Source organism: Massilia sp. W12, from assembly GCF_037300705.1.
Classification (GTDB): domain Bacteria; phylum Pseudomonadota; class Gammaproteobacteria; order Burkholderiales; family Burkholderiaceae_D; genus JACPVY01.
Window position 1 is genome coordinate 3,352,272 of record NZ_CP147776.1, and the last position, 16,020, is coordinate 3,368,291.

14 protein-coding genes are annotated in these 16,020 nt (G+C 58.8%); 6 read left to right on the plus strand and 8 right to left on the minus strand.

Annotated features, from left to right (window positions below):
- Positions 1–117: 117 nt before the first annotated feature.
- Entirely contained in the window at positions 118–1,158 is a 1,041-nt protein-coding gene (gene dusA, locus V8J88_RS13370; protein WP_338844628.1) for a tRNA dihydrouridine(20/20a) synthase DusA, read from the minus strand.
- A 424-nt stretch (positions 1,159–1,582) separates the two neighbouring features.
- Between dusA and V8J88_RS13375 the strand changes: the two genes are divergently transcribed.
- Genes V8J88_RS13375 through V8J88_RS13390 form a run of 4 tightly spaced genes read left to right on the plus strand, consistent with a single transcriptional unit; the run spans position 1,583 to position 5,208 of the window.
- Positions 1,583–2,767 (plus strand): M48 family metallopeptidase, encoded by a 1,185-nt coding sequence (locus V8J88_RS13375; protein ID WP_338844629.1) that lies wholly within the window; start codon positions 1,583–1,585, stop codon positions 2,765–2,767.
- Positions 2,764–3,426, plus strand: a complete 663-nt coding sequence (locus V8J88_RS13380; RefSeq protein ID WP_338844630.1) for a TIGR00266 family protein — start codon at positions 2,764–2,766, stop codon at positions 3,424–3,426. Before V8J88_RS13375 ends, V8J88_RS13380 begins: the two co-directional genes overlap by 4 nt.
- Before the next feature lie 10 nt (positions 3,427–3,436).
- Positions 3,437–4,114, plus strand: a complete 678-nt coding sequence (locus V8J88_RS13385; RefSeq protein WP_338844631.1) for a TIGR00266 family protein — start codon at positions 3,437–3,439, stop codon at positions 4,112–4,114.
- Between the two features lie 14 nt (positions 4,115–4,128).
- The gene (locus tag V8J88_RS13390) at positions 4,129–5,208 is read left to right on the plus strand and encodes a TIGR00266 family protein (RefSeq protein WP_338844632.1); all 1,080 of its coding nucleotides are present in this window, start codon (positions 4,129–4,131) and stop codon (positions 5,206–5,208) included.
- Between the two features lie 161 nt (positions 5,209–5,369).
- On the opposite strand, the gene V8J88_RS13395 is transcribed toward V8J88_RS13390, so the two are convergent.
- From V8J88_RS13395 to V8J88_RS13425, 7 genes are all read right to left on the minus strand, one after another.
- On the minus strand, positions 5,370–6,191 hold the full coding sequence (locus V8J88_RS13395) for a hypothetical protein (protein ID WP_338844633.1): 822 nt from the start codon (positions 6,189–6,191) through the stop codon (positions 5,370–5,372).
- A 146-nt stretch (positions 6,192–6,337) separates the two neighbouring features.
- Complete coding sequence (locus V8J88_RS13400; RefSeq protein WP_338844634.1) at positions 6,338–6,931, minus strand: hypothetical protein; 594 nt, start codon at positions 6,929–6,931, stop codon at positions 6,338–6,340.
- Positions 6,932–7,268: 337 nt separating this feature from the next.
- Positions 7,269–7,553 carry a hypothetical protein gene (locus V8J88_RS13405; protein ID WP_338844635.1) on the minus strand — a complete coding sequence of 95 codons (285 nt, stop codon included), beginning with the start codon at positions 7,551–7,553 and terminating at the stop codon, positions 7,269–7,271.
- 21 nt (positions 7,554–7,574) lie between these two features.
- Positions 7,575–9,365: an alkaline phosphatase D family protein gene (locus V8J88_RS13410; protein WP_338844636.1), complete on the minus strand. Its 1,791-nt coding sequence runs from the start codon at positions 9,363–9,365 to the stop codon at positions 7,575–7,577.
- A 31-nt stretch (positions 9,366–9,396) separates the two neighbouring features.
- Positions 9,397–10,959 (minus strand): FGGY-family carbohydrate kinase, encoded by a 1,563-nt coding sequence (locus V8J88_RS13415; protein ID WP_338844637.1) that lies wholly within the window; start codon positions 10,957–10,959, stop codon positions 9,397–9,399.
- A gap of 12 nt (positions 10,960–10,971) precedes the next feature.
- A complete protein-coding gene (locus V8J88_RS13420) occupies positions 10,972–12,597 on the minus strand; it encodes a glycerol-3-phosphate dehydrogenase/oxidase (protein WP_338844638.1) in 1,626 nt (541 codons plus the stop codon).
- Position 12,598: 1 nt separating this feature from the next.
- Positions 12,599–14,200 (minus strand): FAD-binding oxidoreductase, encoded by a 1,602-nt coding sequence (locus tag V8J88_RS13425; RefSeq protein WP_338844639.1) that lies wholly within the window; start codon positions 14,198–14,200, stop codon positions 12,599–12,601.
- A 441-nt stretch (positions 14,201–14,641) separates the two neighbouring features.
- Here V8J88_RS13425 and V8J88_RS13430 point away from each other — a divergent pair, with 441 nt between their 5' ends.
- Both V8J88_RS13430 and V8J88_RS13435 read left to right on the plus strand, forming a co-directional pair.
- On the plus strand, positions 14,642–15,718 hold the full coding sequence (locus V8J88_RS13430) for an AraC family transcriptional regulator (protein WP_338844640.1): 1,077 nt from the start codon (positions 14,642–14,644) through the stop codon (positions 15,716–15,718).
- Positions 15,719–15,862: 144 nt separating this feature from the next.
- A complete protein-coding gene (locus V8J88_RS13435; RefSeq protein WP_338844641.1) occupies positions 15,863–16,003 on the plus strand; it encodes a hypothetical protein in 141 nt (46 codons plus the stop codon).
- Positions 16,004–16,020 lie beyond the last annotated feature (17 nt).

Below are 16,020 nucleotides of genomic sequence, written 5' to 3' on the forward strand. Positions count from 1 at the left end.
CAAGGTCGATCACGCCAAAAATGGTTTGATCAGAAATTTAAGACCCGTTCATTGTAATGCAAACCCGGCACAAAAGCGCAAGTACTTTTCATTAATAACGCTAAATCATTTTCATCATTATGAACGGACTTCAAACCGCAGCGCCTCGGCGAAAATCTGTTCCGGCGCAACCAGATTGACCCGCTTGGCGTCTGACAGCAGGCGGCGGAAACTGCGCGCGCCCGGCATTCCGGCCAGCAAGCCCAGCATATGGCGCGTGATGGTGGTGGCGCGCAAGGCGTCACAGGCAGCCAATTCCCGTTCGATATACGGCAGCATGGCGCGCAGCACGGCGCCGCGCTGCGGGATCGGCTCTGTCCCGCCGTAATAGCGCTGGTCGGCTTCGGCCAGCAGATAGGGGTTGTGATAGGCTTCGCGCCCTATCATCACGCCATCCACATGCTGCAAATGGGCGTTGATTTCGGCATGGGTTTTAATGCCGCCATTGATGATGATTTCCAACTGCGGAAAATCGCGTTTGAGGCGGTAGGCGTAGTCGTATTTAAGCGGCGGAATTTCGCGATTTTCTTTCGGACTCAAGCCTTTCAAAATCGCATTGCGCGCATGCACGATGAAGGTGTGGCAGCCGGCTTGCGCCACTGTGCCGACAAAGTCGCGCACGAATGCATAGCTTTCTTCTTTGTCGATGCCGATGCGGTGTTTGACCGTGACATCAAGCTCCACCGCATCACGCATGGCTTTGACGCAATCAGCCACCAGCGGCGCTTCCGCCATCAGGCAGGCGCCGAACGCGCCGCGCTGCACCCGCTCAGACGGACAGCCGCAATTCAAATTGATTTCGTCATAGCCCCAGTCCTGTCCCAGCCGCGCGGCGCGCGCCAAATCGCCCGGCTCGCTGCCGCCCAATTGCAGGGCGATGGGGTGTTCGCTGTGATCAAAGCGCAGGTGGCGCGGCACGTCGCCAAACAGCAAGGCGCCGGTGGTCACCATTTCGGTGTACAGCCAGGTGGAGCGGCTCAAGAGACGGTGAAAATAGCGGCAGTGGCGGTCAGTCCAGTCCATCATCGGGGCCACAGACAGGGTGCGCGGCGGCAAGGCGCGCGCGGCGGTTGGAGCGGGATTTGGATTGGGCTGGGCGGACGGGCTGCTGGAAGTCATGGCGGATCGTAAAAACTGCTGAAAAAACAGGCAATTATAGCAGGGAAAGCGCATCCGATCTGCCCGGATTGTTTGACAAAGCTTTGCCTTTGGCGCGCTGGCCGGCAAGACGCGTTTTGGTTTGGGCATGCGGCTGGCTGGCGCGTCAGGCGCCCCGGGGCAGACTGACGGCGCGGGCCTGCTGCATTCAAGAATTCAAGCTGCCGGGCGGCATGCTGAATCTGGATCCGATTGCGCTGGGAAAGCGGGCTGCGGCAGAACCGGCGGCGCCAAGCCTGGCGCCATGCAAGGGCTGCGCACGGCCAGAAAGCAGCGGCAATCATGGCGCCCAAGAGCGCCGGAAAAATCCGTTTTGCCCTTACAAAAGCCAATACTTATGCAATACTTGCTTTCTTTTTTTCGCGCTGCACATAAGGCTTTTCCCATGACTGATCCCAACCAGTATTCCTGCCACGGTTTTCATGCTGATCTGCCGGGAGGCAAAGCCACCGGGGTGTTGCGTCTGGAGGCCGATGGCATCCATTTCACCATTGGCGCAATCAGCGGTTACTTCCCCTTTGCCGGCACGCATATGCAGCTCGGCGGCGCGTCTGACCGGCTGGTCTTGATCAATCATCCGCAACACCCCGAATGGTCGATTTACACCAGTGAGCGCAGTATTTTGCGCAATCCGCATGTGCAAGCGCATCCGCAGATGGCCGGACATCTGGCGCGCGCCAAACAGCATGCGCGTAAAAACTGGCTCATCGCCTGCCTGGCTTTTTTCCTGGTGGTCGGCGTGCCCGCCGGCCTGCTCTGGCGCAGTGATATCGTGACCGGCTGGGCGGCGCAACAGGTGCCGCCGGAATGGGAAACCAAGGCCGGCCGGCAAGCCCTGGATCAAATCCGCATCAAGGGCGAATTCATGCCGCAAAAAGAAAGCGACGCCCTGCTCGCCCCCTTGCTGGCGCCTTTACAGGAAGAAACCAGAAAATCCCGCTTCAAATGGCAGTTTTACATTGTCAACGACCCCACCCCGAATGCCTATGCGCTGCCGGGCGGCTTTGTGGTGATTCATTCCGGCTTGATTCTCAAAGCCGATCAGGCGGAAGAAGTGCTGGGTGTGCTGGGCCATGAAATCGCCCACGTCGAGCAACAGCACGGGGTGCAAAACATGATAGGCAACGCCGGTTTATACCTTGGCGCCAGCCTGTTGTTTGGCGACGCCACCGGGCTGGTGGCGGTGCTGGCCAACGCCGCCCCGCTGCTGCTGTCGCAGAGCTATTCGCGCCGCTTTGAAGAAGAAGCCGATGAAGTCGGCAGCGCCATGCTGGTGCGCGCGCGCATCAATCCCATGGGGCTGGTGACTTTCTTTGAAAAAATCATGGCGGAAGAGAAAAAACAGTTGGAAAAAGTGGAGGATGAGCACGCCCGCGAAGCGCTGAAACTCAGTATGCGTTTTTTGAGCACCCATCCCAGCACAGAAAAGCGGATTGCTGACATGAAGCAGCGGCTGAGCCGGCAACCAGCGCCGGCCTGGCGCGAATTCGGCGACGCCTTCCCAACCCTCAAACAATCGGTACAAACCTTCGTCGCCAATAGCAAACAGGAAAAGAAAGGAAAAACATGAAATCCGACATCAAAGGCGGCACGGCCTTCTCCTATGTGGATATGGAGTTGGCGCCGGGAGAAGTCATCATCACTGAATCTGACGCCATGTCTTCCATGGATGCGGATATGGAAATGAAGGCGATTTTCAATGGCGGGCTGTTCAAGGGCTTGCTGCGCAAATATCTGGGCGGTGAATCGCTGTTTTTAAGCCGCTACGCCAACAGCGCCAGCGCGCCGCGCCGCATCACCTTCGTGCAACCGACGCCGGGACAGATCCGCGAAATTGAGCTGGCCGCAGGCGAAAGCCTGTATCTGCAGCCGGGCGCGTTTTTAGCCTGCAGCGAAAGCGTGACGCTGGGCTTGAGCTTTGCCGGCTTGATTTCCTGGATTGCGCGCGAGGGTTTATTCCGGCTTGAAGCCAAAGGCCCGGGCAAGCTGTGGTATGGCGCTTACGGGGCCTTGCTGGATCGTCAGATCAAGGGGGAATACATTGTCGATACCAGCCACCTGGTGGCCTACGACAAAAACATCAAACTCAAGCTGCAATTCGCCGGCGGACTGTTTTCCAGCCTGTTTGGCGGTGAGGGACTGGTCTTGCGCCTGGAAGGCGAAGGACGGGCGGTGATACAAACCCGCAGCATGTCGGGTTTGGCGAATTGGGTCAACCCGAAATTATAAGGAGAACGCAATGAAGGTTGAATTATTCCACCGCCCCGGCAACACTGCGGCCAAGGTGATGCTCAATCCGGGCGAATCCTGCACCACCGAATCCGGCGCCATGATCGCCATGAGCGGCCATATGGAAATCAGCACCACCACGCACAAGAAAGGCAGCGGCGGCTTGCTCAAGGCGGCCAAACGTCTGCTGTCTGGCGAGTCATTTTTCCTGAATCATTTCACGCCGCAAGGCAAGCCGGGCGAAGTCTGGCTGGGTTCCGGCCTGGCCGGCGATATGCTGGTGCGCGAATTGCAAGGTGAAAATCTGATCGTGCAATCCGGCTCTTTCCTGGCCTGCTCGGAAAACATCAATGTTGATCTGGGCTGGCAGGGTTTCAAATCGCTGCTGTCGGGCGAATCGGTATTCTGGCTGCATTTGAATGGCAGCGGCACACTGGTCTTGAGTTCTTTCGGCGCGATTTATCCGGTTGAGGTGAATGGCGAATACATCGTTGACACCGGGCATATTGTGGCCTTTGAAGAAAGCCTGAATTTCACCCTCAGCAAAGCCGGCGGCAGCTGGCTGCAATCCTGGCTCGGCGGCGAAGGCATTGTCTGCCGCTTCAAAGGACGTGGCACGGTGTGGTGCCAATCGCATAATCCAGGCAGTTTTGGCGCCCTGTTAGGCCCGAACTTGCGCCCACTGTGAGGAAGGACAAGAGCATGACGCAAACTTTTAATGTGATTGTCACCGGCGAATGTTTGCCGGGCGTGACGCGCGAGCAAATGGAAGCGGCTTTCGCCAAACTCTTCAAACTCGATCCGGCGCAAGCCGCCGCCACCCTGGCGCGCGCGCCGCTGTTGATCAAGCGCGGGGTGGATGCCGCCAGCGCGCAAACCTATGCCAATGCCTTAAACCAGGCTGGCATCGCTCACCGTTTGGAAGACGCCAACCCGGCTGCGGCGCCGGATCTGGCCAAGCCCGCCGCAGCGCCCGCGCCGGCCACGCCGCCCGCGCCGAGTCTGGAAAAAACTGCGCCGCCGCCGGCCGCCGCTGCGACGCCCGAGGCCGGTTTGCCGGTAAAGCAGCCGGCCCATCAGCGCGGCGACGAGTCCATCTTCGAGCCGGCGGCGCCCAAAGGCTACCGTTTCCGGATTGAAGGCAAACCGGATTACGGCTTTGTCACTGTGCATTTGAATCAGGGCGATATGATCAAGGTCGAAGCCTCGGCCATGGCCACCATGGACACCCATGTGCAGATGAAAACCAAGATGAAAGGCGGTCTGTCACGCTTGTTGTCGGGTGAAAATCTGTTCATCAATGAGTTCACGGCGCAGGGTGCGCCGGGTGAAATCGGGATTGCGCCGGCAGCGCCTGGCGACTTGCTGCACCGCTATCTGGATAATGAAATCATTTATCTGCAAAACTCTTGCTTTGTGGCCTGTTCGCCGCAGGTGAATGTGGAAGCGAAATGGCAGGGGCTGGTGAAAGGCTTTTTCGGCGGCCAGGGTTTATTCCTGGTGCGCGCGATCGGCACTGGCGATCTGTGGTTTAACACCTATGGCGCGGCGATTGAAATCGAGGTCACTGACGAGTATGTGGTGGACACCGGGAATGTGGTGGCCTTCACCGAGGGGCTGGAGTACAAAGTGACTAAAGTTGGCGGTTATAAATCGCTGTTTTTGTCGGGCGAAGGCTTTGTCTGCCGCTTTACCGGCAAGGGCAAGATCTGGCTGCAAACGCGCACCCCGGCCAGCTTTGTGAACTGGGCCAGCGCATTCAGGCCAAGTAAGAAAGGCTGATCAGCACGCCGCATTGCGGCGTAAAGCGCAGCCACGCCATGTGGCTGCAGCCGCACATGCCGGCCCACGCCGGCTTGCAGCCAGCGGCTTTCGCAGTTGTGGCGCCGGGTGAATCGCTGCGCAGCAATCCAGCCGGCTGCCCCTTGCCATCCCGCTGCCGCTTATTTCTTCCACTGCGGCCCGACAATCATCACTTGCTCGGGACAGGTGAAATCATCCTTGGGCGGCTCGCCGCTTGTGCCGTCAAAATAAGTCAGTGAGGCCGTGCTCAAGGGTTTGTTGATCATATTTGACAGCAGGGAGATTTGCACTTCGGTGAAATGCGGCGGATTGGCTTTGTTATTGCATTGCAGCTTGGTGAGCGCGGCCACATTCGCGCCAAACGCGCCATTCAGGGCTTTTTGCAATTCGGCTTTGGGCACGCTTTTACCGATATTCGCCGCCAGAAAAGCGCCGAAGGGTGATTGGCGCAGCTGTTTGGTGAAGCGGGCGATGGCGCCGAAATAATCGTTTTGATCAAACTCAAAACACACGCCATGTTTGCCCCACTCATAATTGGCAAGGCAGCTCGGCGCCATGGCGCCGGGCATGACGGACACAAAATCGCGCAGATTGTCCGCCGCCACATTCACGCCGGGGGCGTAACACTTGCCCTGCGGGCTGTATTTGGGCATGGCCAGCGGGCCGGCAGCGCAACCATCTTTCATCCATTCTTCCCTGGTCACGCCCTTGGCCGCCAGCGAAGCCGGCAGACTGGGCCATAAACCGTGCGCGCTCAGATTATTGGCCGGGTCCAGCGGCGTTTGGCTGCATTCGAGCGGCGCGGCGTCGCCGCTTTTGCCCAGGCAAAAACCGGGCTGCCAGGACAAGGCCAGCACATAGCTGGAAAAATCAGCGTGTTTGCGCGCTTTCAAGTCAGCGCCATAGGCCAGTCCGGCGCACAAACTCATGACGCCGGCTGTGATGATTTTGCCGTATTGCATATGTCCTCCCATCGTTGGAAACAAGGGATGATAAGCGCAGCGGACGGTGAATGCAGTGAAGAAACGATGAAATGCCTGGATTGTCGGCAAAAACAAACAGGGCGGCGGTTTATTCACCACCGCCCTGCTGCTGGACTTTTTACGCTTTATGCCTGCACAACATTGGCTTTGCGGCGGCGCGCAAACAGCGCCAACATGCCAAGTCCGCCCAATATCAGCGCGCTTTGCTCAGCTTCCGGCACGGCGGTGGTGACGCTGACAGCGCCGAGCTGCCAACCTTCATCATTCAAGTCCTGCCAGCCATAGCGTTGCTGCCCTTCAAAACTGGATGGCGAGTCATACGAGTAGGTGATGTTGTTGGCGCCGGCTTGCAATTGCACCGGCAGCGAGATGGTGACTAATTGGCCGGTGTGTTGCACCGTGGCGCCTGTCGGGCTGGTGAATACGCGGTCAAGGCCGCCGCCGCCAAGATTCCATGTGCCGGAGAAAATTTTGGCGCCATTGAGGTGCAGATTGAAAATATCGATGTAGTAATTGTCGCCATCCAGGCTGTTAAAGCCGCGAATCTGGAAATTCAAGGTGGCTTGTGTGGCGGCTGAAACGAAATTGTTTTGCTGCGCAACCCAGGTGTTGATCGGGCCTTGGGCGCTGTAGTCTTGGGAGAAAATCACGGTATCGGCCTGCGCTGCGGCAGCAAATGCGAACAGTGCGGCGGCAAAGATATTTTTCTTGAATTGCATAGTTTTCCTCAGAGTCTTTCTTGGTAAAGCCAGATGCGTCGCTGCGCTCTGACTGACTACCTGTGCTTGTGCTTTTGTTGTTGGCGACCCGGCATACCAGTTCGTCCAGGTGAAACCGAACTGCAGACAGTATACAGGATTTGAGGGAAACTGGATTGGCTTATTTTAAATAAACTTCAAACTGTTCCGCATATCATCGGCAGATGTATTGCCCTTGCGCTTATTTTTGCGGGGGAAGGCGCATCAGATTGCGCTGAAGCTTGCTGATGCGCTCTGCAGGACTGGCGCAATGTTGGCTGCCATCAGACAAGGGCGGCGGCGCATCAGCCCAAGCCCTTTACTTTTGCCGATACAACAGCGCCATCGCCAGCAGAAAATAGGCGAGCGCCGCCAGCGGCAGGCCGAACCAATACCATGCATGCGCCTGATCCTGTTTCCAGCTCCACCATGCCAGGATTTGCCCAAGCGGCACGCTGAGCAGGCCGGCCCACAACGCCAGATCCAGCAAGCCGCCCTGCCATTTGTTCAAATTGCGGCCATTGGCAAAACCGGCGGCGCCGAAAATAATGCCCATGACCAGCCAGGCGCCCAAGCCCAGGGCGCCAAAGCTGGCCAATAACATGCCCCAAAAGCTCATCCGCCTTTACACATTGTCTTGCACTTGCGGCGTGCTGCTGCCGGCGGCCAGAGTGATGCGGGTGGTTTTCAGCAAGGGTTCTGCCGGTTTGCTGCCATCGGCGTTCAAGGGTTTGACTTTCTTGAACAACACGGTGAAGCTGTCCGCCGTCACTTGCGCCAGCGCATAGCCTTGCGCGTGGTGGTCAAGGTAGGCGAAGTCCGGGTTGTTGGCGCGCACCACGGCGTCATAGGTTTGCGGATTGGCCACCAGCGCAGCCAGCGGCGTCGTGCCCGCCCCCTGCTTGATATAGGTGTACCAGGAATCGCTGCTGATGCCTGCGCTGACAAAATCCACCAGCACCGGCGTGCCTGTCGCAATATCCTGCTTATCGCGCACCACCCCGCATTGGAAGGCGTGCAAATCGCCGGTGATGGCCACCACGTTCTTGATGTTTTGCGCTTTCAAATAGCCCAGGATGTCGGCCTTGTGCGTGGGGTAGCCATCCCAGCAATCGGCATTGATCACATACAGATTGTTGTAAGGCGCCGGGGCTTGCTGGCGCATGTCCAAAAAGCAGCGGTTCAAAGTCACTTCATTGCCCCAGATTTTCCAGATGGCGCTGGAGTTTTTCATGGTGTCTTTCCACCATTGGGTTTGCGTAGTGCCGAGAATCGAGGGCGCGCGCTGCAAGGCGGCGGCGGAACTCTTTTCAAACGCTTCGATGATCGGCAGCGGCACAAAATAACGGCTGCCGATTGAATCATTGCCATTCACCGGATCTTTGCCCAGCAGGTTGGCGATGGTGGCTTCCGGCACCACATGGTCGTCGCGATACAGGCGCTGATCGGTCATCACCAAATGCATCAGGCTGCCGAATTTGAAATCGCGGTAAATGCGGATGTTGTTGTAAGCGCTGTTGTTGAGATCAAAGCTGACGTCGCCAAAGTCGATCGGCATGTATTCGGCCCAGGCTTGATTGGCGCTGCGGCGGCGTGCAGTCTCCTGCAGGTTGCCATTGGAATAGGTTTGATGATCTTGCCAGGCGTCGTCTGAAAATTCGTGGTCGTCCCAAATCGCAATCAAAGGGAATTTGGCGTGCAGCGCTTGCAGACGCGCATCCGAACGATAGGTTTTGTACAGGGAGCGGTAGTCGTCCACGCTGACGGCGTAAATCGCGCCGGCATTGTTTTTCTTGCCTTCCGGCAGGGTGATCGCTTTGTGCGCCGGTTCCGCCACGCCGCTCTGGAATGTGGCGCCCACGGTTTCATAGATGTAGTCGCCCAGGTGCACCAGGAAATCGAGTTCTTCCTGCGCCAGCAATTCCATTGCGCCCCAGTGGTTGACCGTCCAGTCCTGGCAGGTCATCCAGGCAAAGCGCATTTGCGCCGGGGTGCTGGCGGCGGCGGGCGCGGTTTTGCTGCGGCCTGCCGGGCTGACATCTGCGCCGGCGATGAAGCGATAGTAATACGTGGCGGCGGGCGTCAAGCCGGTGATTTTGGCGCGCACCGTGAAATCATATTTTTCTGTAGCGGCCAGGGTGACGCTGGCGGCCAGCTGGGCGAAATCAGCGGAAGTCGAGACTTCCAGCTTGAGCGGAATGTCTTCCTTGGCCCCGCTTGCGCTGATGCAGCGGGTCCAGAAAACAATCGAACTGTCTTTCGGATCGCCGCTGGCCACGCCTTGCGGGAAGCTGTAGCTGCCCTTGCTCTGGCTGGCGGCGCCGCTGGCGCCGCCGCCGCCACAGGCTTGCAAGCCTAAAGTGGCGGACGCCACCGTGAAGTACATTGCTGATTTTACAAATTGACGCCGATCCATAGTGTCTCCCGAGGGGTTTGTGGGTTGCCGCTTAATGCATGCGCGGATAGCCTGTGATTTTTTGAATTTCCTGATAGAGGGGTTGTAATCTATCGTACATTTTTTGATACACCCGGTTGTACAGTTCATCATACATGCGCTGGTTGGCCGGAATCGGTTCAAACACTTTCCCGATGCGGGTCATATTTTGAATCGCATCAGAAAACGAGGCATGGTACTGCAGCCCGGCAGCGGCGGCAATTGCCGCGCCAAGTCCGGATGTTTCGTAGATATGCGGGCGCGCGGTGGGCAGGCCAAAGATGTCGGCGGTGAGCTGCATCGCGGCGTCGCTTTGCGAGCCGCCGCCGGAGATGCGCAGCTCTGTGATCGGCACGCCGGAGCGCTTTTCGATGCGCTCGCGCCCTTCGCGCAAGGCATACGCCAGACCTTCCAGAATCGCGCGGTACATATGGGCGCGTGTGTGCACATCGCCAAAACCGATAATTGCGCCCTTGGCTTCCGGGCCGGGAATCTTGATCCCCGGCGTCCAATACGGCTGCAGCATCAAGCCCATGGAGCCGGGCGGCACGGCGTTGACCAATTCATCGAACAAGGCTTCGGGCGGCACGCCTTTTTGTTTGGCTTCGATTTGCTCATGCAGGCCAAATTGTTCCTTAAACCAGTTGACCATCCAATAGCCGCGAAAGATTTGCACTTCGGTGCTGTAAGCGCCGGGGATGGCGGCGGGGTATGGCGGAATAAAGGGGGTGACTTCGAGATAGCGGCTGCTGGTGGTGTTGATGGTGGCGGTCGTGCCATACGAGAGGCAGCCGATATGCGGCGCCTGACAGCCGGCGCCGATCACTTCACAGGCTTTGTCGGCGGCGGCGGCGATCAGCGGAATACCGGCCGGCACACCGGTTTCTTCTGCCGCGCGGGCGCTGATCTGGCCGATAGTGGCGCCCGGCGGCAGCAAGCGCGGCAGGCTTTCGGCTTTCACGCGCAAAGCTTGCCATTTCCAATCGCCAGGCTTGGCCCAGGCCAGTTTTTTATAGTCAAACGGCAGATACGCCACCATGGAGCCGGTGGAGTCGGCGAATTCGCCGGAAAAGCGGTAATTCAAATAGCCTGAGAGCAAGAGCCATTTATCGGTTTTTTCCCAGATTTCCGGCTCGTGCGCGGCGATCCAGTTGACCTCGGCTTCCTGGCGGAAAAAATTGATGGTGTGCGAGACGCCGGCCAGTTTGAAGGCGAAACGCCACCAGGGACTGATCTGCGGCACATGGTCGGTGCGGCGCTGATCCAGCCAGGTGATGGCCGGGCGCAAGGGCTTGCCGGCTTTATCCAGGCTGATGATGGTGCCGCGCTGGGTGGTGACGGCCACCGCGCGCACTAAATGTTTGGGGATGTGGTAATCAGCCCATAAACGCTGGCAGGCGGTGCACACGGCCTGCCAGTAATCTTCCGGGTCGTGCTCGGCCCAGCCGGGGTGGGTGGAGAAATACGCTTCCAGATGGACTTGCGATTTGGCCACGATATTGCCATGCAGGTCGTAAATAATGGCGCGCACGCTTTGCGTGCCATTGTCAATTGCCAGCAGATACTCATTGCTCATCTGGGTTCGCCCTTACGCTGCGTTGGCCAGGATCGCCGCTTGCCATTCGGCGTCAGCCGGCGCTTGCGGCAGGCTGTAATTGCGTTGCCACAAGTCGAGCCAGGCCGAGGCTTCCATTTGACAGCGCTCTTCACTCCAATTCAACTCTTGTTTGCACAGCAGCAGGATGCGAGGCAATTCGGCGCGCGCGCCTTGCGCCAGCAAAATCCCTAAGCGGCTGCGGCGCAACATCAGGTCTTCCAGCTTGAACACGGCTTCATTGCGCAACATCCAGCGCAGTTCGGCCCACAGGTAATCGCTCGCGCCCACCGTTTGCCAATCTTCGGCATGGGCCGAGGATAAGAGCGCGGCGGCGAAACGGCCATAGCGCCCTTCCAGCCGTTCGCGCTGGAAGGCGGTGAGCGGGAAATACGGCGGCAGGCCGGGGCCGGGGGCGAAAATCGGCCCCGGACGCAAATCCAAATCACGCTTTAACAAGGGCGCGGCATGACGCAAGGTGTCCAGCGCGATGGTGCGGAAGGTGGTGAGTTTGCCGCCGGTGACAGTCAGCAAGCCCTGCTCTAACCACAGAACATGGTCGCGCCCTTCTTTGGAAGGATCGGCAGCGCCGGTATCCACCACCGGGCGCACCCCGGCATAGGAAGACAGCGCATGTTGCGCCTGCAAACCCAAGTGCGGAAATTGGAAGTGCAGCGCTTCCATTAAATATTCGACTTCGGCCTGCGTGATCACAGCTTCTTGCTGCAAATCGGCGCTGTGATCGACATCGGTGGTGCCAACCAGGGTCACGCCTTCCCAGGGGTAGGCGAAGACCGGGCGGCCATCGCGCGGATGCATCAGGCTGACGGCTTGCGCCAGCGGCAAGCGCCAGGCCGGAAACAGCAAATGACTGCCGCGCAGAGGGCGGATGCGTTGCGCGACGCGCTGGCCGGATTGCGGGCGCAGCCGGTCAGCCCAGGCCCCGGTGGCGTTGATCACCAGCTTAGCCTTCATTTCAAATACCGCGCCGCTCAAATGGCACTGCGCTTTCACGCCATCCACCACGCCCTCAGCGTTACGGGTCAATTCGCGCGCAGCCAGATAATTCACCGCCACGCCGCCATATTCATCGGCTTCCTGTAACACGCGCAAGACCAGGCGGGCGTCATCGGTTTTGGCGTCGGCATAGCACATGCCGCCTTGCAAACCTTCTTGCCCGATATGCGGCGCGAGCGCATTGAATTCATCTTTGCTGAAATAATGGCGGCCACGGCGGCCAGCGATCAAATCGTAAATCGCCAGCCCCAGCGCAAACAGCCAGCGCCCCGGTTTGCGGCCCTGGTAATCGGCAAAGGCAAAGCTTTGCGGCGTCACCAGTCCCCAGGCGTCATGCAAGAGCGCTTCGCGTTCTTGCACCGATTCGCGGGTCAGGCCGAATTTGCCTTCCTTTAAATAGCGCAGGCCGCCATGCACCAGCTTGGATGAGCGCGAGGAGGTGCCCCAGGCGAAATCGCGCTGCTCCATCAAGAGTACGCGCAAGCCACGGCGGGCGGCTTCAAGCAAAATCCCGGCGCCGGTAATGCCGCCGCCAATCACCACCAGATCCCATTCATGTTGCAAATGGGCTTTTAACTGGCTGCGGAAATCACGCGCCCACATCTTATTGCTCCGGCAAAAGTTTGCCCGGATTCATCAAGCCTTCGGGATCAAAATGGGCGAATAATTGTTGCATCGCGGATAAGCCGAGTTCGCCTTTTTCAGCGCGCAAATATGGCGCATGGTCGCGCCCGACGCCGTGCTGATGGCTGATCGTGCCGCCGTGGCTGACAATCGCCTGGCTGATCGCGCCTTTGAGTTTGCGCCAACGCTCCATATCGTGCTCAAAACTGCCGCTCTGGCGGTACACAAAGGTGGTGTACACGCTGGCGCCTTGTTGATACAAATGCGATAAATGGGTGTAGGTGTGGACTTTTTCACCGAAAGCCCCGAATGCATCGCGCGCGGCTTGCTCAACCGCATGCATCATCGGCGTCACGCGCGCCCAGTCGCACGCGGTTTCACAGGTGTCGATGGCGTAGCCGTGTTCCCAGGCGGCGTTGCGCAGATATACATTGCGGAAGCGGTTTTGCTTCCATTTCTCACCCATGGTTGTGCCGACATGCACGCCGCGCCAGGCGCGTGCGGCGCTGAGCGCGCTGGCGATGGCGGTGCGCGCGGTTTTGGCGTGGCCGGTGGCCCCGATCAACATCATGCAGCGGCCCTGGCGGCAGCCGCGCAAGTCCAGCCAGCCCTTGAGCAGGCCAAGCAGGCGGCTGTGGCCGGCCAGGGTCAGCATGGTTTCAGTTTCCAGGGCATTTGAAATGCGCATCATGGAGAGCGGCAATTTATGGCGCAGCATGTCTTGCGCGGCATGCGTCGCATCGTCCCAGGAGGGGAAGAAAATCGCGTGGAAGGCTTCAAATTCGGGGCTGCGCATGACGCGCACTGTGGCTTCGGTCAAAAAGCCGAGCCGGCCTTCGCTGCCCAACACCATTTCGCGCAAATCGGTGCCGGCGGAGGACGCCGGGAAGGTCGGGATATCGAGCGTGCCGCGCGGGGTTTCGATGCGGCCGCCGGCGAACATATTTTCGATTCTGCCGTAACGCAGGGATTGCTGGCCCGAGGAGCGCGTCACAATCCAGCCGCCCAGGGTGGCGTATTCAAACGATTGCGGGAAATGGCCCAGGGTGTAGCCGTGGGCGCGCAATTGCGCTTCCAGATCCGGCCCGCGCACGCCGGCGCCGAAGGTGGCCAATTGCGCTTCACGATCCAGATTCAACAGCCGCGAGCAACGCGCCATGGAAACGGTGAGCACCGGCCCGCCCTGCTCCGGCACGTCCAAATGGCCGACCACCGAAGTCCCGCCGCCATAGGGAATCAGGCGCACTTGATGAGCGCTGGCGTAATCGAGCAAAGTACGCACATCTTCGCTGCTTTCCGGGAAGGCCACGCCATCCGGCGCATGCTGCAGGCGGCCATGGCGCAATTTGAGCCAATCCGGCAGACTCTGTCCGTGCGCATGTTGCAAGCGCACCACCGGCGAGAGATCAATCAGGGGATGCGGCGCCAGACGCGAAGCGGGAATGGCGGCCAGGGCCTGCTCCAGGCTGGCGTCTTTGGGGCTGATGCCTTTGCCGATACGTTCGCCCAACCAGTCAAGGGCGTCCGGCGATAAGGCGAAAGTGACTTCCTCTTCTCCCCAACCATTCCATTTTTGCGCCATCTGTGATCCTTTATCAGTCGTATTCAAGGGGGTGGGCCTGCAGGCACAGGCATCAATGTGCGTCTTTCTTGCTTATTATGCAAGCTCTTCGCACGATCTTTGCAAGGCGTGGCAACGGGGCTTCACCAGCGCATGCTATACTGGCGCGCGATGGGCGCAACCAGCCTGGAAGGACATTTGAGGTTTGGCGGATGCTGCCTCCCCCCGCTGCGGGAGGGAGGCGCATGCCAGTGAAAATGACAAGCGGCATGACAAGGATGATATATCCGGAATGCGCAAGGCTTGGGATTTGCGCCGCATCGGATTGCCTTGCCAGGCCCATTTCCACAGCCACCGCCAGTGGGGTAAGTTTGGCAGTGCTTAAACAGAAATCTTACAGACCTGCTCATGCGCCGTATTGCGCTTTCATGCCACCCGATTTGTGCAAACATGCCATCTGACTTGAATCCCCCCCTGAACACTGCCTCTAATCCGGCGCCGCGCCGCGCCAGCCAGGCGCGCCATGGCGTGGTTGGCGCTTATTTGCAACCGCTGCTGCAATATGCGGCGCAATGCGGCATCAGCGCCAGCCAGTTGGCGCAGGCAGCGCAATTGGGCTGTGTGCTGGACCCGGTTCCGCAATGGTTGCCGGCCACTGATTATCTGCGCTTGCTCGACGCCGGCGCGCAACTGAGTCAGGATCCGTTTTTCGGCCTGCATGTCGGCCAGCAGGTCAAACTCGGGGCCTACAATGTGTATGGCTTGATTTTGCTGTCCTGTCAAAACTTTGGCCAGGTGCTGCAACAAACCTTGCGCTATGAGGGCTTGGCGCATGATCTGGGCAAATCCGAATTAATGCCGCTGCAAGCCGGCGAAGCGCTGGCCGAATACCGCTGGCACAGCCACTTCCCGCATGCTTCGCGCCATCTGGTGGAATCGGTGTTTGCCGGCATCGCAGTGTTCGGTTCCTGGATGGCGGGCGGCGCGCTGCCTATCGCTGCGGTCGGCTTGCAGCACGACGCGCCGGCGGATGTCTCGGAATATGAAAAAATTCTGGGCGCGCGGCCGCAGTTTTCCGCCCCGGTTAACTATGGCCGCTTTGATGCGCGCCTGTTGGCGATGCCGGTGCCCAACGCCGATGTCAGCATGTATCCGGTGTTGCAACAACATGCTGAACAATTGCTGCAGGAAAAACTGCGTTCGCAGCAGGATGGCGGGATTATCGCCTTGGTGCGCAACGCCATCATGCAAAATCTGGCGCAAGATCAGGTGCGCTTAGCCGGCATCGCCGCCGAATTGCAACTCAGTCCGCGCACCCTGCAGCGCAAATTGAGCGAAGCGCACGCCAGTTTTCAACAAGTGCTGGACGAAACCCGGCATCAATTGGCCTGCCAATATCTGCGCCAGGCGGAACTCAATCTGGCGGACATCGCCTTCATGCTCGGGTTTCAAGAACAAAGCTCATTCAATCACGCCTTTAAAGAATGGCAGGGCATGAACCCCGGGGCCTGGCGCGAACAATTCCTGCGCAATCAATAAGCCCCCGCCGGCAACCCGGCAAAAGCGCCGGGTTTTCCCGTTTTTTTGCAATTCACCCCGCATTTACGGCGTTTTGTCGCATTCAACAAGCCCGCCCTGCCTGCTTTTTGTACAGTTTCACCATGCCAACACACATTGGAGACCATGATGAAACGCCTTCTCAGCCCCGTTCTGTTGCAAGCACTGCTGGTGCTGGCCGTGACCGGCGCCAGCCTGGCGCTGATCGTCAATGAAGCCGGATTGCAACAACACAGCCGTGTGTTGTGCCTGGCGCCGATGTGCTAATGAACAAATCAAAAAAG